At 62.9% G+C, this 22,936-nt stretch carries 17 protein-coding genes; 12 read left to right on the top strand and 5 right to left on the bottom strand.

Going from position 1 to position 22,936, the window contains the following annotated elements:
• Positions 1–27 precede the first annotated feature (27 nt).
• From ACN50D_RS07125 to ACN50D_RS07110, 4 genes are all read right to left on the bottom strand, one after another.
• Entirely contained in the window at positions 28–1,107 is a 1,080-nt protein-coding gene (locus ACN50D_RS07125) for a dipeptidase (protein ID WP_211920912.1), read from the bottom strand.
• A gap of 92 nt (positions 1,108–1,199) precedes the next feature.
• On the bottom strand, positions 1,200–2,594 hold the full coding sequence (locus ACN50D_RS07120; protein ID WP_307850428.1) for a serine hydrolase domain-containing protein: 1,395 nt from the start codon (positions 2,592–2,594) through the stop codon (positions 1,200–1,202).
• Between the two features lie 217 nt (positions 2,595–2,811).
• On the bottom strand, positions 2,812–3,567 hold the full coding sequence (hutC, locus tag ACN50D_RS07115) for a histidine utilization repressor (RefSeq protein ID WP_211921072.1): 756 nt from the start codon (positions 3,565–3,567) through the stop codon (positions 2,812–2,814).
• Between the two features lie 109 nt (positions 3,568–3,676).
• The gene (locus ACN50D_RS07110) at positions 3,677–8,323 is read right to left on the bottom strand and encodes an NAD-glutamate dehydrogenase (protein WP_249342801.1); all 4,647 of its coding nucleotides are present in this window, start codon (positions 8,321–8,323) and stop codon (positions 3,677–3,679) included.
• Between the two features lie 234 nt (positions 8,324–8,557).
• Between ACN50D_RS07110 and ACN50D_RS07105 the strand changes: the two genes are divergently transcribed.
• From ACN50D_RS07105 to ACN50D_RS07050, 12 genes are all read left to right on the top strand, one after another.
• Positions 8,558–9,727, top strand: coding sequence for an acyl-CoA dehydrogenase family protein (locus tag ACN50D_RS07105; protein ID WP_007732726.1), 1,170 nt, complete (start codon positions 8,558–8,560; stop codon positions 9,725–9,727).
• 11 nt (positions 9,728–9,738) lie between these two features.
• On the top strand, positions 9,739–10,881 hold the full coding sequence (locus tag ACN50D_RS07100; RefSeq protein ID WP_211920917.1) for a CaiB/BaiF CoA transferase family protein: 1,143 nt from the start codon (positions 9,739–9,741) through the stop codon (positions 10,879–10,881).
• A gap of 37 nt (positions 10,882–10,918) precedes the next feature.
• Positions 10,919–11,581 (top strand): IclR family transcriptional regulator, encoded by a 663-nt coding sequence (locus tag ACN50D_RS07095; protein ID WP_030536970.1) that lies wholly within the window; start codon positions 10,919–10,921, stop codon positions 11,579–11,581.
• 91 nt (positions 11,582–11,672) lie between these two features.
• Complete coding sequence (locus tag ACN50D_RS07090; RefSeq protein WP_007732728.1) at positions 11,673–12,464, top strand: IclR family transcriptional regulator; 792 nt, start codon at positions 11,673–11,675, stop codon at positions 12,462–12,464.
• 109 nt (positions 12,465–12,573) lie between these two features.
• Positions 12,574–14,142: a histidine ammonia-lyase gene (hutH, locus tag ACN50D_RS07085; RefSeq protein ID WP_007732730.1), complete on the top strand. Its 1,569-nt coding sequence runs from the start codon at positions 12,574–12,576 to the stop codon at positions 14,140–14,142.
• The gene (locus tag ACN50D_RS07080) at positions 14,139–15,212 is read left to right on the top strand and encodes a histidinol-phosphate transaminase (protein WP_211920919.1); all 1,074 of its coding nucleotides are present in this window, start codon (positions 14,139–14,141) and stop codon (positions 15,210–15,212) included. Before hutH ends, ACN50D_RS07080 begins: the two co-directional genes overlap by 4 nt.
• A 16-nt stretch (positions 15,213–15,228) precedes the next feature.
• Positions 15,229–16,593 carry an FAD-binding oxidoreductase gene (locus ACN50D_RS07075; protein ID WP_064443721.1) on the top strand — a complete coding sequence of 455 codons (1,365 nt, stop codon included), beginning with the start codon at positions 15,229–15,231 and terminating at the stop codon, positions 16,591–16,593.
• A 203-nt stretch (positions 16,594–16,796) separates the two neighbouring features.
• The gene (locus ACN50D_RS07070) at positions 16,797–18,233 is read left to right on the top strand and encodes a purine-cytosine permease family protein (protein WP_003940251.1); all 1,437 of its coding nucleotides are present in this window, start codon (positions 16,797–16,799) and stop codon (positions 18,231–18,233) included.
• 42 nt (positions 18,234–18,275) lie between these two features.
• Positions 18,276–19,949: a urocanate hydratase gene (gene hutU, locus ACN50D_RS07065; protein WP_007732742.1), complete on the top strand. Its 1,674-nt coding sequence runs from the start codon at positions 18,276–18,278 to the stop codon at positions 19,947–19,949.
• 37 nt (positions 19,950–19,986) lie between these two features.
• Positions 19,987–21,177, top strand: coding sequence for an imidazolonepropionase (gene hutI / locus ACN50D_RS07060; protein ID WP_054187472.1), 1,191 nt, complete (start codon positions 19,987–19,989; stop codon positions 21,175–21,177).
• A 23-nt stretch (positions 21,178–21,200) separates the two neighbouring features.
• Positions 21,201–22,169, top strand: a complete 969-nt coding sequence (hutG, locus tag ACN50D_RS07055; protein ID WP_211920921.1) for a formimidoylglutamase — start codon at positions 21,201–21,203, stop codon at positions 22,167–22,169.
• Between the two features lie 121 nt (positions 22,170–22,290).
• Complete coding sequence (locus ACN50D_RS07050) at positions 22,291–22,455, top strand: hypothetical protein (RefSeq protein WP_156778929.1); 165 nt, start codon at positions 22,291–22,293, stop codon at positions 22,453–22,455.
• A 13-nt stretch (positions 22,456–22,468) separates the two neighbouring features.
• On the opposite strand, the gene ACN50D_RS07045 is transcribed toward ACN50D_RS07050, so the two are convergent.
• The gene (locus ACN50D_RS07045) at positions 22,469–22,738 is read right to left on the bottom strand and encodes a hypothetical protein (protein ID WP_054826833.1); all 270 of its coding nucleotides are present in this window, start codon (positions 22,736–22,738) and stop codon (positions 22,469–22,471) included.
• Positions 22,739–22,936 lie beyond the last annotated feature (198 nt).

Raw genomic sequence — 22,936 nt, 5'->3', positions numbered from 1 at the left:
TCCTCATCTTCTCGGGCGTCGATACGGCTAGGAAAGGCTCGACATCGAGGCCGCACTGGTCTCGTCGAGCACACGCAACACGTTGTTGCCCATCAGCTTTGCCAAGTCCTCCGCGGACCAACCGCGTTCCGCCAGACGGTCTATCAACACCGCGAAACCGGATACGTCCTGCATACCGTCCGGAAAGTCGTCGAACCCATCGTAGTCACTGCCCAAACCGATGTGGTCGATGCCCGCGACGTCTCGGGCATGCTCGACGTGGTCGGCGAGATGGTCCACTGTCATCGCCGGTCGTGGGCCGACTCGCCCGCCTTTGAACCACTCGTTGTACTCGGCAGAAAGGAACATGGGTACAAAGGCGATCATGATGACCCCGCCGTTGTCCGCGAGCAGTCGCATGACGTCGTCGGGAACATTACGGGGGTGACCGCATAGCTGAGAGCACGACGAATGGCTGAAAATCACCGGCGCCGAAGACGTCTCGATGGCATCTCTCATCGTTTCCACCGAGACGTGCGACAGGTCGACGAGTACGCCGAGCCGATTCATTTCGCGCACGATCTCGCGACCGAAGTCGGTCAGCCCGCCGTGTACTCGAGTGTCCGTCGCGGAGTCCGCCCACCCGGTGTTGTCGTTGTGCGTCAGCGTCATGTACCGAAGACCAAGGCGCGCCATCATTCTCAGGACACCGAGCGAGCTGCCGATGCTGTGACCGCCCTCCGCGCCCAACAAGGACGCGACCTTGCCCTCTCTCCAGATGCGACGCACGTCGTCACCTGTACGCGCGAATTCGAAAGTATCCGGATATCGCTCGATCATCCGGTACACGTAGTCGATCTGTTCGAGTGTGTACTGAACCGCCTCTGGCTCCGTCCGGTCACACGGGGTGTAGACCGACCAGAACTGCGCACCGACGCCGCCGCGACCGAGTTTGTCGATGTCGGTTTGGAAGATGGAATCCTTCTCGAGATTCTCCACCGAGTATGCGGCAGTTTCGCGAGCCGTCCAGGCCAGATCGTTGTGACCGTCGATGACCGGCGCAAGGCCGTAAGCATCGAGTGCCGCGGGGTGATTCACGTCCGGAAAAGGAGCGAGAGGTTTCATCATGAGTTTTCCTCGAAAAGTAGTGCGGGCAGGTCGAGGGCCCTCATCGCCTTCGACCTGCCCGAGATTTCATTCAGCGGAGAGAATCGCCGCGACTAGTCGGAAATCTTCTTGAAAAGCCTTGTCATGTACAGATATTGCTCGCCATCGATCGTGAGATGAGCCATCTCACCCGAAGCGCTCTCGTTACTGATCAAGAACCTGGAGGCGGACAGAGGTACGACCTTGGTGGGCGGAGCCGGCGGCTCGCCGTCGATCTCGACCTTGGCGAAGTTCTGCACCTGGAATCCGCCGTCCTCGCCGCGCGTGAGTTCGATTCGCACGGTTGTCGATTCATAGGTTCCGAGAATGTGCGACAGGTCGATGTCTTCCGCATTCGGCTCGGACTTCGGTTCCGGCAGAACGAGATCGAGCTCCTGGGCGATCTCCTTCTCGATGTCGTGGGCCAGGGCGCCGCCGCCACGCGAGTTGGTCACCACGGCCATGGCGAGACCGAGCTCGGGGAAGGTGTGAAAACGAGTGATCTGGCCGATTGTCGCACCACCGTGCTGCGCGGACGTCACGCCGCCCCAGTCGGACAGGATCCAGCCGAGACCCCAGGCCTGATCGACGCTCGAGACCGCGGTCAGGTCGAATTGCGGAGTGCGCATCAGGCGCGCGGATTCTTCGGACAGAATGCGTTCACCCGTCAATGCGAGTCCGTCACGCATGTGTGCAGCACCGAAGGTCAGGAGCGAGCTGACCGATCCGGTGATGATCCCGGCCGGACCGATACCGCGCGGAAGCAGCCACTGCTTGGTCGGAATCACCTTGTCCGGCGACGTCCGATTCGGGTTGGCCACGTGGCCGACGGCCGTGCGGAACAGCGGCGCGTCCTTGGCCTTGGTGATGATGTGCGTCAATCCGATTGGCTTCCAGAGATATTCGACCAACGCCTCGTCCCACGTCATCTCACGAAGGACCTCGACGATGCGGCCGGCAACGGCAAAACCCGCGTTGCTGTAACTCAGATGCCCGCCGGGCTCGGTGACGCTGATCGCGGTCGCGAGTTCGTCGACGTACTTCTCGACGCAGTCGTCACCGTCACCGGTGTCGTTGAACAGGTCTCCGTCGATACCGCTTGTGTGCGTGAGCAACTGGCGGATCGTGATTTCCTTCGTGTTGGAAGGATCCGCGATCGTGAACTCCGGAAGCACCTCCACCACCAGGGTGTCCAGCGTCAGCTTGCCCTCGTCGACGAGCTGCATGATCAGCGTCGTCGTCCAGATCTTGCTCGCGGATCCGTACTGGAACAGGGTGTCTGCGTCGACGTCGACGCGCGTGTTCAGGCTCGTCACTCCGGTGGTGATGACACGGATGTCCGCCGCGCCGTCTTCGCCCAGCGCGATCACACCGACCTGCGCGCCCGGTACCGAATGCTTGGCTGCCAGTTCGTCGAGGCGTTCCTGCCACTTCGGGGCGACAAGTAGGTCCTTGGGCAAGTCGGTCACAGGTCGAACTCCTTCGATCATGGAAGCGAGCGGCGTAGACGGCGTTGCTGGGATCCGCTCAGGTCTCACTCGTCGGGAAGTGAGGTTGCGGAAGCAATAACCGTCCACCCATGATCTCAGTGTGCTCGCAGTCACGTCCTGGTCGATTGCACCGAAGTCGGCCCCGAAAATGGTGCAATCGGACGAGCGAGTGTTCAGGATTCGCTATTCGAAACGATCAGCGCTCGAAGGTTCCTTCCAAGCGATTGCGTGAACCCGGATGGATCAAGCGCGCCGCGCTGACCAATCCGTTAGCCGACCAGGTGCGGCGGCGAATCAGCAGGCACGGTTCCCCGCGATCGATGCGTAACAGCTCGCATTCGTCCGGGCTACCCAACACCGCTTCCACGACATGCTCGCCGCGAACCAGAGGCGCAACGTCACTCAAGTAGTTGTTGGGGGTGATCGCGGTGAAGTCCTGGCGCAGATAGTCGGGCGCCTCGTTCGGATTCACGAATCGGTCTTCCACCTGAATCGGAGTTTCGTCCTCGAAGTGCACCATCAGCGAATGGAACACCCGTTTGTCCACCGATTCACGAAGGAACGTCTGCCCGTGGTCGGTTTCTTCCTCACGAACGAAGACGACCTCGGTTCGATGACGGTGGCCGCGGCGCTGAATCTCGTCGGCGATGTTCTTGACTTCGAACAGCGGGGACGCGGTCTTCGTGGCGGCGACAAAAGTACCGACCCCCATCATCCGCACGATCAGACCGTCGCTGGTGAGTTCGCGAAGCGCTCGATTGATCGTCATTCGTGACAACCCCAGCGCACTGACCAGTTGATTCTCCGAAGGCAGCTGATCGCCTTCGGTCCACCGACCCGAGTTGATCTGCGAGACCACGAGGTTCTTGACCCGTTCGTAGGCAGGGGCGGACTCGCCGCCTGCCTCGTTGAACAGCACGGCGAGTTCTGCGTCCACTTCGGCAATCGCCATCGCCACCACCCGTTCGTCGAAAACCACCGAGTCGGTTCTCCCGTTCGGCCTCCGAAGTCTATCCGCCTCGTGCACCTTTCCGATCCATCCGCGAGCGTCCGCGCCGGACCTAACCCACCATGCGCCGCAATTGGCTCGTCGCAACCGAAAGCGCAGCAAGATCGTGTTGCCCGGACGCTTCGATCTCTGCGAGCGCGAGAGTGGACCTCTCGATTCTCGACGCATTCCTTTCTTCCCACCTCGAGAGTTTTTCCGCTGTCGTGTCACCCGCTTCCGCGTCGGCCAAGACGTCGAGGGTCAGGGCCCGCACCGTCGAGTACAACTCGTCCCGCAACGACAACCTCGCCAACGCGTTCCATTTTCCGTCCTTGCTCAATGCCGACACTCGATTGAGCATCGGGACGAGCCCAACATGCTCACCGAGCCGGAAATAGAGTTCGCCGGTCTCCGAGATCGTCCGATCGGCAAGGTCCGCGATCTCCACCACGTCGAGCAGTCCGAACTGATCGAGCAATATCTCCACTCGCCTGACCAGGTTCTCCGGCGCGCCTTTGTCCGTGATGAGGACCGTTCGCGCAGCCAGGTTCCGCTGATCTGCGCCTACCAGCCAGCCATCGAGCTCTGCCGACGCCTCCGCGATGCGATCACCGAATCTGCTGATCTCGGCCCCGACGGCCAGCGGTTGCGGACGACGTGTCAGCATCCACCGTGACGCCCGGTCGAGCAGTCGCCTGGTGAGCAGGATCAACTCGTCGGACACTGCGGTCGAGACCGAGGCTTCGCTGATGTCGTGCCACAACCCCCACAGTCCGAACACCTCGGAGACCACAGTGAAGGCACGTACTGCGTCTTCCGGATCAGCGCCGACTTCTTCACCGAGCCGATAGGCATAGGTGATGCCGCCTCGATCGATGACGTTGTTCGTCAGCACTGTCGCGACGATCTCGCGACGAAGTGGGTGCCGGTCGAGGGCGTCACCCCCTGCAACTCGAACGCCCTCCGGAAAATAGTTCGCCAGCACCTGGCGGTAGATCTGGTTGTCGATCGAGCTTCCCGCCAACAGCGTGGATTTCAGATCGAGCTTGACGTGGGCCATCAGTGTGGCGAGTTCCGGCGACGTCAGCCCCGTTCCCGACTTCTCGGCCGCGGCGAACTGCTTCTTGGTCGGAAACCCTTCGATGACACGGTCGACGATCCCGCGCGATTCGAGGTTGGAAATCACTCTGCCGTGCACACCGATCATCGCCCCCGCATCCGCCCGCGTGGTACCCATCAGTTCGTTCTGCGAACGGTTGTCTGCGAGAACGAGTTCTGCGACCTGGTCGGTCAGCGATTCGAGTAGTGCGTCACGACGTGAGTCCGTGACGACGCCTGAGCTGATCAGGGAGTCGAGAAGGATTTTGATGTTCACCTCGTGGTCGGAACAATCGACTCCGGCCGAATTGTCGAGGGCGTCTGTGTTGATCCGTCCACCGCCGCGTGCGTATTCGATCCGTCCGGCCTGGGTGAGGCCGAGATTGCCTCCTTCACCGATCACTCGGGCACGCACTTCGTTGCCGTTCACCCGAACGGCGTCGTTGCTCTTGTCGCCGACTTCGAGGTCGGACTCACCGGAGGCCTTGACGTACGTTCCGATGCCGCCGTTCCACAACAGATCTGCCGGGGACCGCAAAATCGCCCGAACCAGTTGCGGTGGAGTCAGGTCGGTGACGTCGTCCTCGAGGCCCAGTGCCTCTCGTATCTCGTCACTGATCGGAACGCGCTTCGCCGAGCGTTCCCACACTCCGCCGCCGGCACTGATCAAGGTCGGGTCGTAGTCGGCCCACGAGGATCGGGGGAGCGCAAAGAGACGTGATCGCTCGTCGTACGAGCGCTCAGGCGACGGGTCCGGATCGACGAACACGTGCCGATGATCGAACGCCGCGATCAGGCGAATGTGCTTGCTGCACAACATACCGTTGCCGAATACGTCGCCACTCATGTCTCCGATCCCCACCGCGGTGAAGTCATCGTGCTGGGTATCGACGCCGAGCTCACGGAAGTGCCGCTTGACACTTTCCCAGGCGCCCTTCGCCGTGATACCCATGGCTTTGTGGTCGTAGCCGACCGACCCGCCGGACGCGAAGGCGTCGCCGAGCCAGAATCCGTACTCCGCGGCAACCTCGTTCGCGATGTCGGAGAACTTCGCAGTTCCCTTGTCCGCGGCGACAACAAGATACGTGTCGTCTCCGTCGTGGCGAACGACCCGCCGCGCCGCGACAACGGCCCCGCTCTGCTTGTCGACGTTGTCGGTCAGATCGAGTAGTCCGCGAATGAAGGATCGGTAGCAATCGATCCCGGCCGCCAACGCGGCTTCTCGGTCTGCGTCTGCGCCCAGCCCTGGAACCGGTGGGCGTTTGACGACAAATCCGCCCTTCGCTCCGACAGGCACGATGACTGCGTTCTTGACTGCCTGCGCCTTCACCAATCCCAGTACCTCGGTGCGAAAGTCCTCTTTCCGATCCGACCAGCGCAAGCCGCCGCGAGCCACCGTACCGAAACGAAGGTGCACACCTGCTACATCGGGTGAGTACACGAATATCTCGAACTTCGTTCGAGGGAAAGGCAATACGGACAGCTTCTCCGAATCGAACTTCAACGAGAGCGCGCCGAGCGATTGAGTGGGATACACGAAATAGTTGGTACGCAACGTGTTACGGACCAGTTCGGACAATGCGCGCAGGATCCGATCGGCGTCGAGTCCTTGCACCTGCGCCACGGCCGTTTCCACGTCCGCTGCTGCACGTGCACCTCGATCTCCGTCGACGACGCCAGGATCGAAACGGCTCTCGAACAATTCGCACAATCTGCCGGCGATCTCGGGATGATCGGCAAGTACCTCGGCGACGCGACCGGTGCTGTAAGGAAATCCCGCTTGCTGCAAGAACTCCGCGTATGCCCGCAGCACCACTACCTGTTTCCAGCCGAGTCCCGCGATCGCGACCAATTCGTTGAACGAGTCCGGCTCGGCGTCACCGTTTCGAACCGCGGCAAACGTCGCCGCGAATCGCGCGGCAAAGTTGTCGAAGCCTTCGACCGGAGCACTCGGATAGTCGAGCGTGAACTCGTAGATCCTGGACTGTTCGGTTCCCACCGGTGCGATCTCGTACGGACGCTCGTCGACCACTTCGACGCCCAGGCTCTGCAATACGGGCAGCACCTCGCCCAGCGAGAGCGGATCACCCGAGACGTACAGCCCGAGACGGTGAGTACCCGGTCCGTCGACAGATCGGGCCAACCGTGGACTTACTTCTCCGGGCGCGAGGCCCTCGAACACCGCCATGTCCTCGGCGGCTCGGACAGCGTCGAAATCCTGCTTGTATGCCGCCGGAACTCGCTCGGCGAACCGAGCACGCCTGCGCCGCTCGTCGTAGTGCGAAGCATCCAGAACGAATCGTTCGTCCCACGTCAGGCACGCGTCGACGACGAGGTCCCGAATCTCCCGTGCTTGTCGCGCCGACGCGAAGTTCGCGCCGCCGCCGACTGTGGCCGTGAAATGTACGACGGCCAAGGGGGATTCCGAGACTCGACTGGAGAACTCGATATTGTGGGCACCGAGTGCGTCGGCGAGTACCGACTCGGCCGTTGTTCTGATCGTCGTACTGAATTTCTCGCGCGGAACGAAGAGCAAAGCCGACAACTCTTGATCTCGCCCTGTCGCCGGGGAACTTCCCACCGGTTGCAAGAACAGATGGATCGATGTGCGGCCGTCCACGGAAGTGAGTTCGTCCAGCGCGTCCGCGATTCGGGCCGGCTCGGCCGCCAGGAGCACTGTGACCGGAATCGACTGAATCACTGCCAGCATCGATTGTCCGACAAACGAATCGACGGTGGATCCTGAGGCCTCGAAGATGTCTGCGACGCGTCCTCGCACGAGCGGGGTTAGCCTGACGTCGGCGACGATACCGGTCGCGGTGAAGAACCCGACGAATCGGTACGCACGGTCGCCGACGGACACGTCGATCTCGGTGGCGTATTCGGATCCACCGAACCCTTGCCGGAGGTACACCACTGCAATCGCGAGGGGCGCCGCTTTCGAATCCGAAGAGCCGGTTGGATCGGGGAGCACGCCGATGGCGTACGGCTCGTCACTGTCGACAGTTCGCGCACCACCGATGACACTGAAGTTTCCGGCGCTGCACCACCGGAGAAAGTCAGCTTCTTCGGCGTAGCCGTTCGAGTCCAGTTGCTCGCGCGCCTCGTCGACGAGGTCCCGCAGGGGCACGGAATCGCGGAAGGCACGCGCGATACGGTCGAGGATTCCGGCGACGTCGTCCGCGATCACCTGCGCCTGCGCGTCCGAACAGTGTGCGGGTAGTCCTATGTGGATCCATGATTCGGTGCGCTCCCCGGCCCGGGCGTCTTCGGTGCTGTGCGCCGGTTGTACGGCTGTGCGAAGCACGGGGTGCACCACGAATTCAGGTTCCACGCGGGCACGGGCAAGTGTCGCCAAGACCGCTTCGACGAGCTGCGGCATGTCGTCGCCGACGTATTGAATCGCGGGGCCATCCCCTAACTCCCCGGCCGGCGCGAGTCGCGAGATCGACGAGTTGTGTCCTCGTCGACGCGAAAGGTCCATGTGCGCGGCGACAATCGCCAGCTTGCGGTCTTCGGCGAGCGCAGCGTATCGATCCGCCGACAAGCCCTCGAAATACGTACTGGACACCCTCCTCACATTCTCGGAGTCCGGTGTCGTGTCGACTGAAACGAGGCTCATGTCAGCACCTTCCGTCGAAAGCCACGCTGCTTCCGACTTGTAGTGGGTTCGATCCGCAATCAACTTGTCTATACAGGCTTAGACAAGTTGATCATTGCAGAACGTGAGCCGCGACACAACAAATTCACCCCTGGACAAATTCGCCACCCTCGGCCATAGTCAGTCCATGCCAACTAGTGGCAATTAGATTTCATTAGATGAAATTCGTAACTATTCCGCCTCGAAGGAGCCCCCGTGACTACCCAGACCGCGCCCGACACCGACAGCGTCGATCTCGCAGAGTTCCGCAGCACTGTCCGAGCCTTCGCCAACGCCGAGATCCACCCAGGAGCAGCCGCACGCGACGAGTCCAAGGAGTTCCCGGCGCAGCTGGTCAAGCGCCTCGGGCAGCAGGACCTCATGGGCATTTCCGTGCCCGAGGAATTCGGCGGCCTGGGTCTGTCGACACGAACCCAACTGGTCGCCATCGAAGAAGTTGCACGCACCGACGCCGCGCTGGCATCGATCTACACCGCCCACTACCTGGGCCTCGAGCCGATTCTCGTCGGCGGCTCCGAAGAGCAGAAGCATCGCTGGTTGCCCCAGCTCGCGTCGGGCGAACTACTGGCCGGCTTTGCACTCACAGAACCCGATGCCGGCTCCGACATCGCCTCGATGCGTACCGTCGCCCGACGCGAGGACGACGGCTGGCATCTCTCCGGATCGAAGACGTACATCTCCAACGCCAAGGAAGCCGACCTGGTCGTGCTCTTCGCCAAGACGGACCCGAGCGCAGGATTCCGAGGCATCACCGCCTTCGTAGTCCCCAAGGGAACTCCGGGAATCAGCTACTCGGAGCCGCAGGACAAGATGGGAATTCGTTCGGCCCCGACGTACACCGTCTACCTCGACGACGTCGTTCTGCCGCTCGACTCCGTGATCGGCACCGAAGGTCGCGGCGGCAACATTGCCTTGACCGCCCTGAACCGAGCACGCATCGACGTAGCGGCAATGGCAAACGGCATCGCTCTGCGCGCTTGGGAACTGGGACGCGAGTACGCAACGGAGCGAAAGCAGTTCGGCACGCCGATCTTCGACTTCCAGGCAATCCAGCTACTCCTCGGTGGCTGCGACGCGCAACTTGTCGCATCACGCGTCACCGCAGACTGGGCCGCCGACGTCAAGGACGCCGGTCAGGACATCCGCCGCGCCGCATCGATTTCGAAGTACGTCGCCACCGAAGCCTGCTTCTCGATCGTCGATCAAACCGTACAGATCCACGGTGGCGCAGGTTTCATGCGCGAATCGGAAATCGAACGCCTGTACCGCGATTGCCGCATTCTCCGCATCTTCGAGGGCACCTCGCAGATCCAGTTGCTCACCATTGCCGGCAATGCTCCGTCGCCGCGTTCCACCGAGTTCTGAAAGGCGCGGACATGACTGCACTTCCCCCACTCGACGGCATCCGGGTCATCGACCTCTCACGCGTCCTTGCCGGACCCTACTGCACCGCACTGCTTTCCGACGCCGGTGCGGACGTCGTCAAGATCGAATCCGAACACGGTGAAGACTCTCGGCACCTCGGCCCGTTCCGCGACGGCGAGAGCATCTACTTCAACGTGCTCAATCGTGGCAAGCGTTCGGTGGCACTCAACCTCAAGAACGACGGGGACCGTGAGGCGCTATTAACGCTCATCGAGACCGCCGACGTCGTCGTCGAAAACTTTCGCCCTGGAGTCACCAAGCGCCTGGGAATCGACTACGAGGCTGCGCGGGCTCGCAATCCGCGGATCGTGTACGCGTCCATCTCCGGTTTCGGACAGGACGGGCCCATGTCCGGAGCCGCCGCCTACGACCTTGTAGTCCAGGCTCTTTCGGGCATCATGAGCATCACCGGTTCGGAGGAATCCGGGCCGACACGGTTGGGTGAGTCGTTCGGAGACCTGGTCGCCGGGCTGTTCGCCGCCTGGGGAATCAGTACCGCCCTGCTGAGTGCACGGGCGAGCGGACTCGGGCAGCACCTTGACGTCGCGATGTTCGACAGCATGCTCGCCATGCTGCCGACAGCACACAGCCAACTGCAATCCACCGGGCTCACTCCCCCACGCGTCGGCAACCGTCATCCGGTGTCAACACCGTTCGACACCTACAAGGCCGACGACGGACTCTTCGTCCTCGCGGTTGCGAGCCAGTCGGGTTTCGAGAAGCTGGCGCAGACGATGAATCGCGTCGACCTGATCGCAGATCCCCGATTTGCCGACGACACCGCCCGGACCGAGAACGAACCGGCACTGCGCAAGGAGATCGAAAACTGGGCTGCCGGAAAGACCGTCGCCGGCGTGGTCGGTATTCTCGGCGACGCGGGCCTCGCCGGCTCGGAAATCTGGGACGTCCAGCAGGCACTCACCTCCGCGCAGGCCGAGTATCGCGGAGTCGTCGAATCGTTCGAGCACCCGGTAGCAGGAAAAATCTCCTACGTACGACAACCCGTCGTGTTCGGTGATAGCCGACGCCCCGATGTCCGCCGCAGTCCCCTGCTGGACGAGCACCACGGTGAGGTACTGCCGGGCTCGCGATAGATTCAGCGCAGACATCCCTCGGCACTTGGAGTAGGACATGGCCCCCGGCGACGTGACCCGCAGCGCGAATCGCACGTTCGAACTTCTCGGTGCGATCGTCGAGCACGGCGGGTTGACGCTCGGCGACGCCGCCAAGGCAACCGATCTGGCAACCAGTACCGCGCTTCGCCTGATCAGAAGCCTCGAACAAACCGAGTTCGTCGTCCGCGGCGAGGACAACGTCTATCGCGTCGGCCCGCGGCTACTACAGATCGGGGCTCGCGCACTCGGTGACAATCAACTGTTGCCGAGAGCGCGGCCCGCGATGAAGGCCATCGCCGAAACCACGAGAGAGTCGACCTACCTGTCGACGAAGGGACCGAAAGACACTGCGCTGTATCTCGATCAGATCGAGGGCACGCACGCGATCCGCCACATGGGGTGGGTGGGCCAGAGCGTTCCCCTGGACGGCACCGCCGTCGGCGCAGCGTTGAGCGGCAAGGTAGGCGAGAGCGGGTACGCCATTGCGCACGACACCATCGAGGATCACTCGACCGGAGTTGCCGCGCCGATCTACAACGCGGTCGGTCAGATAGCCGGAGCGCTCAGCGTCGTGGGCCCGACCTTCCGTCTGACGGACGAGGTCTGCGCCAGCCACGGCCGCGTCTTGGTGGAGCACTGCGCCCGGTTGTCCGCGGAACTCGGCAACCAGACTCCCTGACCACCCCGAGCACTTGGCGATTCAGTCTCGTATCCGAGACAATGTGGGTCCCCGCTCCCACCTCAGCCCTACCCGTAAGGACACACCCCATATGACGACGAGCCGCGTGAAATCTGCTGAGCGCGTGCTCGACGTGCTCGATCTCCTGGCCCGCCGGGGTGTTCCGCTGGCGACGGCAGAAATCTCCAGCGCCCTCGAGCTGCCGAAGAGTACGACGCATCACCTCCTCAATGTCATGCGGGATCGACGGTTCGTCTCGTACTGGGCTGATCAACGCGCCTGGACCCTGGGTGTCTCGGCGTTCGAAGTCGGTGCGTCGTACATGCGGTCCGGCCCACTTCACCGTGAGGGCCAACGATTCATGCTGGCACTCACTCAGTCGACCGACGAGACCTCCCATCTGGCGGTACTTCAGGGTTCTGACGTCATCTACCTCGACAAACGTGAACCTCTGAAGCCCGGCGTTCGGTTGGTGACCGAGATCGGGACCCGCCTTCCGGCGCATCTCACCGCAGTCGGGCGGGCGATTCTGAGCCGTCTGGATGCGGAACAGATCAGCGCGCTCTACGAGGGGTACACCTGGCCGACGCGGACCGGAACGGGTCCGTCGACGCTCGCCGAACTGCGAGAACTGCTCGCCGCAGCACGTGAGAGCGGATATGCGGTCGAAGAGAATGCGACGACATCCGGGATCAACTGCATCGCCAGCCCCGTGATCACACGGGACGGTCGTCCGGTCGCAGCTCTCGGCGTCACCTTCCTCTCCGGCTCCAAATCGGCCGAGGAGAGTGCCCTGATCGCCGACCGAGTGCGCGCCGTCAGCGCCGAGTTCTCCGCCGATCTCGGAGATCGAATGGTGGAGACCCCGACCGCAGACATGTAGCCAATTTCTCCGTTCCGTACTTTGCGGGCCTTGTTTTCGTCTCATATTCAAGACTAGAGTCTCGTATACAAGACTTTGTTAGATAGCCACGCATCATCATTGGAGTCCCATGAACGCCACCCCTGCCACCCAGACAGCCACCCGAACCATCGAGGTCGGAATCGGCGCTGTCACCATCGCCGACGTCGTCGACGTCGCGCGCAACGGATACGGCGTTGCATTGACCGCGGAATCACTGGCCGCGATCGCCGAAAGTCGTGCACGCATCGAAGCGCTGGCCGCAGACCCCACACCGGTCTACGGAGTTTCCACCGGATTCGGCGCACTTGCCACCCGGCACATTCCGGCGCATCTGCGGACACAGTTGCAGCGCAGCCTGATCCGCTCACATGCGGCAGGTTCGGGACCGGAAGTCGAACGCGAAGTGATCCGGGCCTTGATGCTTCTGCGTCTGTCGACGCTCGCCACCGGGCGAACCGGAGTGCGCCCTGTAGTCGCACAGGCGTACGCCGACCTACTCACCGCAGGCATCACCCCGGTGGTGCACGAATACGGCAGCCTCGGATGCTCGGGAGATCTGGCACCACTGGCGCATGTGGCGATGGCAATCATCGGTGAAGGTTCCGTCCGCACCGCCGACGGTGAACTCACCGATGCGGCAACGGCATTGGCTGCCCATGGTCTCGAACCGGTGGTTCTGGCCGAGAAGGAAGGCCTCGCACTGATCAACGGTACCGACGGGATGCTCGGTCAACTGGCCCTTGCGATCACCGATCTCGATCATCTGCTCAAGTTGGCCGACATCGCTGCCGCTATGAGCGTCGAGGGCTTGCTCGGCACCGATCAAGTGTTCGCCGCCGATCTTCAGGCGCTTCGCCCCCACCCCGGACAGGGCGCGGCCGCCTCGAACATGGTGCGCTTGCTTGCCGACTCCCCGATCGTCGCCAGCCATGCGGGCCCTGACTGCACCAGAGTTCAGGACGCGTACTCACTGCGGTGCGCACCGCAGGTTGCCGGCGGCGCACGCGACACCGTCGATCACGCCCGACTGGTTGCCGGGCGCGAATTGGCCAGTGCTGTCGACAATCCCGTCGTCACTCTCGACGGAAGGGTTCGGTCGAACGGTAACTTCCACGGAGCTCCCGTGGCCTACGTCTTGGACTTTCTCGCCATCGTGACCGCGGATGTCGCGGGGATCAGCGAACGCCGCACCGACCGTTTCCTCGACGTAGCACGCAATCACGGTCTGACCCCCTTCCTCGCCGACGACCCCGGTGTCGACAGCGGACTGATGATCGCGCAGTACACACAAGCTGCCATCGTGTCCGAACTCAAGCGACTCGCGAGCCCGGCCAGTGTCGATTCGATTCCCTCCTCGGCCATGCAGGAAGATCACGTCTCCATGGGATGGTCGGGTGCACGCAAGCTCCGCCGGTCCATCGACGGTCTCACCCGAGTTCTCGCGATCGAGATACTGACTGCAGCAAGAGGAATCGATTTGCGCTCCCCACTCGAGCCCTCCCCCGCCACCGGAGCCGTCCTTCGGACCCTGCGCGAGAAGGTGCAGGGGCCGGGTACCGATCGCTTCCTGTCCCCCGAGATCGAGGCCGCGGTGGACTTGGCGGCATCGGGTGCACTTGTTGCGGCTGCGGAGAACGCGATCGGCGCCCTGGCATGAGCGCGCCCGGTGCGCTGAGGCCTCGCCCCCGACCCGAAATCGAAGCGCTTCCTCGATACTCCAAAGCCGCCGGCCTCGAGCAGGTTCGGTGGCGGGCGTCGAGCAACGAGTCGACGGTTGCACCCTCGGCGACCATTCTCGAGGCCGTCAATCTCGCGGCCTCACACTCACACTTGTATCCGTCGCTGTTCGGCGACACACTGATAGCCCGGTTGAGCGACCGTCTGGGCGTGGGCGACGACCAGGTACTGGTCGGCGCCGGGTCGTTGGCACTGCTCCAGCAGGTATTGACCGCATACACGGGCCCTGGCACCGAAGTCGTCTACCCGTGGCGCAGCTACGAGGCGTACCCGATACTGATCGGAATCGCCGGGGCGAGCGGTGTCCCCGTCGCACTCGATTCCGAACATCGGCACGATCTGAGTGCAATGGCGGCAGCCGTGACGCCGCAGACCCGCGCAGTACTCGTCTGCAACCCCAACAATCCGACCGGAAGCGAGTTCTCGACCGCGGAGTTCGTCTCGTTCGCCCGCTCGATCCCGGGTGACGTCCTCATCCTTCTGGACGAGGCTTACCGGGAGTTCGCGACCAGCGACGTCGACGGCGTCGACCTGCTTCGAGCCTTTCCCAACATCGTCGTCTTCCGAACCTTCTCCAAGGCTTACGGATTGGCCGGACTTCGTGCCGGCTATGCCGTCACCAACTCGGCGATCGCAGCGGATCTTCGCAGCGCTGCACCGCCCTTCGGGCTCAGCGCCGTTGCCGAGGCCGCGGCCTGCGCGGCCCTGACCGATCCGGCACACACCGATTCGATAGTCGAAACGGTGACCGCGGGTCGTTCTCACCTACGTGAGCAATTGGCTCTGCGCGGCGTCGAGACGGTCCCGAGCGGTGCCAACTTCGTGTGGATCCCTCTCGGCAAGAGAGCTTCTGCACTCGAAGCGGCCTGCGTCGCGCAGGGTGTCTCGGTCCGGATGTTCCCCGGCGAGGGAGTGCGGGTGACCGTAGGTGAGCGGGCAGCAGAAGACGCCGTGATCGCCGCTGTGGATGCACTCGCACACAACCTTTGACCGACTGGAGAAAAGAATGTCCGTCCACGAACTTGCTCGGTCGATCGGTTCGAGTCGCCTGATCACCGACCCTGCGGTAATGGACTCGTACCGCCGTGACGAGGCCCATCTCGCCGAACCCGGCCATCCGGTAGCCGTCATGCTCGCCGAAACTGCGGCCGACATTTCCGAGGCTCTGAAATGGGCTACTGCTCACCGTGTCCCGGTGGTAACCCGCGGTGCGGGAACCGGTTTGGCGGGCGGCGGGGTAGCCGTCGAGGGCTGCCTGGTCATCTCGACCACTCGCATGCGCTCGATTCTCGAGGTCAATCCGGACGATCAGCTCGCTGTCGTGGAAGCCGGGGTGATCAACGCTGACATCAGCCGAGCAGCAGACGAGTACGGGCTGATGTACGCCCCTGATCCGAGCAGTTTCGAGATCTCCACGATCGGCGGAAACATCGCCACCAACGCCGGTGGACTGCGTTGCGTGAAGTACGGCGTCACCCGCGATTCAGTCCTGGGTCTCGAGGTTGTGCTCGCCGACGGTCGGATCGTGCGGACAGGCCGAAGGACCGTCAAAGGTGTTGCGGGATACGACTTGACCAGTCTTCTTGTCGGTTCGGAAGGAACACTCGGAGTCGTCACGAGTGCCACGCTGAAGTTGCAGCCCAAGCCCAAGAGAGCACCGGTCACCGTCGTCGGCAGTTTCGATTCTCTCCGCTCCGCAGCGGACGCGGTTGCCGCGGTCGTTCGCGACGGAATCGGGCCGAGCCTGCTGGAGCTGATCGATCGAGCAACGCTGCGCGCCGTCGACGACTGGAAACGAATCGGGTTGGAAGACAACACCGCCGCGATGCTGATCGCACAGGCCGACGGGGTCGATGCCGACGCAGCAGCCGCGGCGATGCAGAAACACTTCGAGAGGGCGGGCGCCGATTTTGTCGCCGTCTCGCAGGACGCGGCAGAAGCCGCACAGCTACTCGAGATTCGCCGACTCGCCTATCCGGCTTCCGAACGACTCGGGCAATGTCTCGTGGAAGACGTCGGGGTCCCGCGGTCGAAACTGCCCGACATGCTCGAGAGTATCGACCGAGCGGCCGCCGAGTACATGGTCAAGATCATGACTGTCGCGCATGCTGGTGACGGCAACGTCCATCCGACCTTCGTCTTCGACCGCACTGCCGACGGCTCGGTCCCCGAAGCCGTGTGGACCGCCGCGGACGAGGTCTTCCGGCGTGCTCTCGAACTCGGCGGAACTCTGACCGGAGAGCACGGCGTCGGCGTTCTGAAGCGTCGCTGGCTCTCTCTCGAGCTCGGCGAGGACAGCATGCAACTGCACCGATCGATCAAGGCTGCCTTCGACCCGCTCGGAATCCTCAACCCGGGTAAGGGTTTCTGATTTCTCGCGCGGTGTTACACAGCATTTACGCGAAAACGGGTCCCGGGTATTGACGCCTGTATATACAGGCATATACATTTATCCGCAGTGACAGTGACCCAGCGCACAAAGCACAAGGCGCAAAGCACCAAGCACGAAGAAGGTGGGCAATACCCCGACGTCGATTCCGTCGCTCGACGGGCTCGCAGCAGAAAGACAGGCCTATGACTCACGATGGACCGGCCGAGGTCATCCTCACTCCGGAACGACGCACTATCGACGTCGTCCCGGATGCAGAACGACACGGCACCCCGCGCAGCCAGTTCACTCTCTGGTTCGGCGCCAACATGCAGATCACTGCAATCGTCGACGGCGCTCTCGCCGTCGTATTCGGCGCGGACGCCATCTGGGCGATCGTCGGACTTCTGATCGGCAACATCTTCGGTGGCGCTGTCATGGCGCTTCACTCCGCACAGGGCCCGCGTATGGGTCTCCCCCAGATGATCTCGAGTCGCGCCCAGTTCGGCGTCAAGGGAGCAGTCGTACCGCTTGTTCTCGTCATCCTGATGTACCTCGGCTTCGCTGCCACCGGCACCGTGTTGGCCGGACAGGCCGTCAACAAGATCCTGCACATCGACAGCCCCACCGTCGGCATCGTCGTCTTCGGTCTCCTCACCGCATTCGTCGCGGTCACCGGCTACAAGCTGATCCACATCGTCGGCAGGATCGCCACCGTCGTGGGCATCGTCGGATTCTCCTACCTGGCCGTTCGACTGTTCCTCGAGTACGACGTCGCCTCGTACGTCGGCATCAAGGGCTTCGACATAGTCACCTTCCTGCTCGCGATCTCGCTGGGTGCCGGTTGGCAGCTCACCTTCGGCCCGTACGTCGCCGACTACTCGCGTTACCTGCCGCGCAGCACTTCCGAGAGCACCACGTTCTGGTCGACGTTCCTCGGTAGTGTCATCGGATCGCAGTGGTCCATGACCTTCGGCGCTCTCGTCGCGGCCTGCGCCGGCGACGCGTTCCTGGGTAACCAGGTCGGCTTCATGGGAGATCTGGCCGGACCCGCTGCCATCGCCTTCCTGATCTACTTCGTCATCCTGGTCGGCAAGCTGACGGTGAACGTGCTCAACGCCTACGGCGGATTCATGTCGATCCTGACCACCGTCACCGCCTTCAACGGACAGTCGCGAATCTCGAGCACCGCGCGCACCCTCTACATCCTCGGTTTCACTGCGGTCTCGGTCTTGATCGCCATCGCCGCCAGCGCCGACTTCCTGGACAACTTCAAGAACTTCGTCCTGGTGTTGCTGATGGTGTTCACGCCGTGGAGTGCGATCAATCTGATCGACTACTACCTGATCTCCAAGGAACGCATCGACATTCCGGCGCTGTACGACGTCAACGGTCGATACGGAGCATGGAACTTCACCGCATTGGCTTGCTACGCCGCCGGCGTTCTCGCCCAGATCCCGTTCCTCGCCCAGAAGATGTACACCGGCCCCGTCACGGACATGCTCGGCGGCGCCGACATCTCGTGGCTGGTCGGCATCGTGTTCACCGGGCTGATCTATTACCCACTCGCCAAGCGCACGAGCAATCCCCCTTCGTCGATGATCTACCCCGATCACACCGCGATGACCGACTCTCGCGTCTGATCCCCCAACGTCTTTCGAACTTCAGCAAGCTAGGAGAACACAATGGAAATCAGCACCCCCGGCCACGAGCCGCGCCCCGTCCGTGCTCCCCGCGGCCCCGAGCTCACGACGCTCGGTTGGCAGCAGGAGGGTGCCCTGCGCATGCTCATGAACAACCTCGACCCCGATGTTGCCGAGCACCCGGACAGCCTCGTCGTCTACGGCGGAACCGGTCGCGCAGCGCGTAGTTGGGCTGCCTTCGACGCCATGGTCGCCACGCTGAAGACGCTGAAGAACGACGAGACCATGCTGGTGCAGTCCGGCAAGCCGGTCGGTGTCTTCCGCACCAACGAGTGGGCACCGCGAGTGCTGATCGCCAACTCCAACCTGGTCGGTGACTGGGCGAACTGGGAAGAGTTCCGCCGTCTCGAAGACCTCGGCCTGACCATGTACGGCCAGATGACCGCAGGCTCCTGGATTTACATCGGCACCCAGGGAATCCTGCAGGGTACGTACGAGACCTTCGGCGCCATCGCGAAGAAGCGCTACAACGGCTCACTCGCCGGAACGATCACCCTCACTGCGGGTCTCGGCGGCATGGGCGGCGCTCAGCCTCTCGCCGTCACTATGAACGACGGCGTCGCGATCTGCGTCGACTGCGACATCACCCGCATCGACCGTCGTATCGCCCACAAGTACCTCGACACCAAGGCAGACAGCATCGAGCACGCGCTCGAACTGGCGACCGCGGCACGCGATGCCAAGAAGCCGCTCTCCATCGGCCTCGAAGGCAATGCGGCAGAGATCTTCCCGGCGCTGCTGGAGATGAAGGCCCCCATCGACATCGTGACCGACCAGACCTCGGCGCACGATCCCCTCGCCTACCTGCCGATCGGCATCGACTTCGGCGACATGAAGACCATGTCGGAGAAGGATCCGCAGAAGTTCACCGAAGATTCCCGCAACGCGATGGCCGCACACGTCAAGGCCATGGTCGGATTCATGGACGCCGGCGCCGAGGTATTCGACTACGGCAACTCCATCCGCGACGAGGCCCGCAAGGCCGGCTACGACCGTGCATTCGACTTCCCCGGATTCGTTCCCGCCTACATCCGTCCGCTCTTCGAAGAAGGCCTCGGCCCCTTCCGCTGGGCGGCGCTCTCGGGTGATCCCAAGGACATCGAGGCCACCGACAAGGCCATCCTCGAACTCTTCCCCGAGAACGAGCACCTGCGCCGCTGGATCACCATGGCCGGCGAAAAGGTTGCCTTCGAAGGCCTTCCGGCTCGCATCTGCTGGCTCGGATACGGTGAGCGCCACCTCGCCGGCCTCAAGTTCAACGAGATGGTGGCCTCGGGCGAGCTCTCCGCACCGATCGCCATCGGCCGCGATCACCTCGACTCCGGATCGGTCGCCTCGCCGTACCGCGAAACCGAATCGATGATCGACGGGTCCGACGCGATCGCCGACTGGCCGCTGCTCAACGCCCTGGTCAACACCGCGTCCGGCGCTTCGTGGGTTTCACTCCACCAAGGCGGCGGCGTCGGGATGGGGCGCTCCATCCACGCGGGACAGGTGTGCATCGCCGACGGCACCGAACTCGCAGCCAAGAAGCTCGAAGCAGTTCTCACCAACGATCCCGGGATGGGCGTCATCCGGCATGCGGATGCAGGATACGACCACGCCATCGACACGGCAGCCACCCGCGGCGTCCGCATCCCGATGACCGAGAACTGAAACAGCTCCACCACCTCACCCTGAGTTAGGAATTACATTGACCACGAATGGTTCTCGAACCACCGTTCTGACCAACATCGGAACCCTCGTCACCAATGACCCGACTCTGGGTGAGGGCAAGCTCGGCGTACGACACGACGCGGCAATCGTTTTCGACGACGGCGTTGTTGCTTGGGTCGGCGATTCCGCCGACGCCCCGGCTGCCGATATCGGTCAGGATATCGGCGGTCGGGCCCTGCTCCCCGGTTTCGTGGAGAGTCACTCGCACCTGGTGTTCGGTGGCGAGCGGGCCGAGGAATTCGCAGCTCGCATGGCGGGCGAGAAGTACGCCGCCGGCGGCATTCGCAACACCATCGAAGCGACGCGCTCGGCCACCGACGAACAATTGCAGGCCAATGTTCGACGCCTACTCGACGAATCCCTGCGCTCGGGCAGCACAACCGTCGAATGCAAGACCGGATACGGGCAGAACACCGAGAGCGAACTACGCAGCGCACTGATCGCCGGACAGTTCACCGACGAGGTCACACTGCTGGCCGCCCACGTTCCACCACCCGAATATGCCGGTCGCGTCGATGACTACGTCGCCATGGCGTGCGACGAGATGATCCCTGCCTGTGCGCCACACGCGAAGTGGATCGATGTCTTCTGCGAGCGAGGCGCGTTCAACCGCGAACAGGCACATGCAGTCCTGAGCGCAGGCGTCGCCGCTGGACTGATCCCCCGCGTCCACGGCAATCAACTCGGCGAAGGGCCAGGAGTTCAACTCGCCGTCGAGATGGGAGCCGCATCCGTCGATCACGTCACCTACGTCACCGCCGAGGACATCGACGCCCTGGCTCAGAGTTCCACCGTCGCAACACTGTTGCCGGGTGCCGACTTCTCCACCCGCAACAAGTACCCCGACGCCCGCGCACTGCTGGACGCCGGCGTCACCGTAGCTCTCGGCGCCGACTGCAATCCCGGCACCTGCTACACCACCAGCCTCCCGTTCTGCATAGCAATTGCGGTGCGAGACATGCACATGACACCCGCCGAGGCAGTCTGGGCAGCCACTGCAGGAGGCGCCCGGGCGCTGCAGCGCACCGACGTCGGAACCCTTTCTCTCGGAACACGTGCCGACGCCATCGCGCTCGATGCACCGTCGTACCTCCACCTCGCCTACCGCCCGGGCGTCCCTCTGGTGCGCGAGGTCTGGAAAAACGGCGCACTCGCCACAAGCTACTGAAATACACTCACCGGGAGGCCGTCGTGGCTCATCAGATCGCAGTCGACATCGAACCCAAGCCGTGGACCGGGCGCTCCGACGGCACCACTGCCGAGCATCTGCGGTGGCATCATGCCGTGCAACCGTATTCAGCCGAAACAGCTCCCGGCGACTGTGTTCTGATCGGATTCTCCAGCGACGAAGGAGTCCGCCGCAACAAGGGCCGCCGCGGCGCCGCGGATGGCCCGGACGCGTTGCGAGCCGGGTTGGCTTCCATGGCGCTGGCCGAACCACTGCAGATTCAGGACGCCGGAACCGTTGCCGTGTCGGGTGAAGAACTCGAGGCCGGTCAAGCCGCACTCGGGAACGCCGTCAGCGCTGCGCTTGATTCGGGACACTTCCCCGTGGTTCTCGGGGGAGGACACGAAATCGCCTACGGCACGTATCTCGGCGTCGCGGGCTCCGAGTTGCGAACCGCTGGAGCCAAACTCGGAATCCTCAACTTGGATGCGCACTTCGACCTGCGGGGCGATCCGATACCCAGCTCCGGCACACCCTTTCGTCAGATCGCCGAGGACGAAGCCGCGGCAGGCACCTCGCATCAGTACAGCGTGATCGGAATCAGCCAACCGAGCAACACCACGGCACTGTTCGACACGGCTCACCGCCTCGGTGTTCGCTATCTGCTCGACGAAGAATGCGGAGCGATCGGCCGAGGCGTCGTGGATCAGTTCCTCGCAGACTTCCTCGACGACGTCGATCTGGTCTACCTGACCATCGACCTCGATGTCCTGCCTGCAGCTGTGGCGCCGGGCGTCAGCGCACCTGCGGCCTTCGGTGTCAGCCTGGAAACCATCCAATACGTATGTGATCGAGTCACGTCCAGCGGAAAGCTCGCGGTTCTCGATGTCGCCGAACTGAACCCGAGCCTCGACGTCGACAATCGCACTGCCCGAACGGCTGCTCGTCTGATCCACCGGATAGTCACGAAGCACGTGCCGGTTCAGCGCTAGCCTCGGCGCGCCTCCAGCAGATCTACGGGACTGCCTGAAAACTGATTCCACGAGTTCTGTTCGAGCACTCCAAACTATGTCCTTTGCCACCTCACAAGTGATGCCGCCTTGCAGATTGCCGATGGCGGCGACAACGCCTGTCTCGGGGTACGTGATCGTTCCGCACCCCTCGGATGTGGATGCCGTCGGCAGTCGTGAAGTCGAAGTCGAAGTCGACGAATTGCCCGAGCAGTACTCGAAGCCGGGGACACCACCGATCACAGGAGGCCCGACCGTACCGTCGTGAATCGAAAAGCCGATCAACCCTCCGGGGTCGCCATTGCCGATTTGCCCCGGATCACCGGTGGTGACGAAGATCGATTGGCCTGACTCAGTCTGAATCGTCCGTGTCGAATGATCGTTGCCGTAGGCCGATTCGATTTGAGCCACGGTGAGCCGTCACCGACGCCGCGGTCGGTCAGCGTTCCCGGCGGTGATTCGATGACGGTGACGCCCTCGCTGGTGAGAATTGCCCGTCCGGTGCCACCAGGCGTCGTGAACGGAACTACAGCGCAACTCGGAAACTGCATGGGCGTTCCAGCCTGATGCCAGACACACGCCGGCCACTACAACCGTGGTTGTAGTGGCTGCGCCGTTCCGAACTCGTCCAATGGGTGTGCGCGGTCGGCTTCTCGGCATGTCGGCATCCTTGGTCGGAACGGCTCGCCGCGAGGTCGAGGCATGCCTGACTTCGCGACGTTACCCCGAGCGGGGTCGTATCGATATCG

Origin of the sequence: Rhodococcus sp. SB1D, from assembly GCF_048573875.1 — a bacterium.
In the GTDB taxonomy this organism is placed as follows: Bacteria; Actinomycetota; Actinomycetes; order Mycobacteriales; family Mycobacteriaceae; genus Rhodococcus_F; species Rhodococcus_F qingshengii.
The sequence above is the reverse complement of the archived record's forward strand: the minus strand, read 5'-3'. Positions and strand labels throughout refer to the sequence as shown.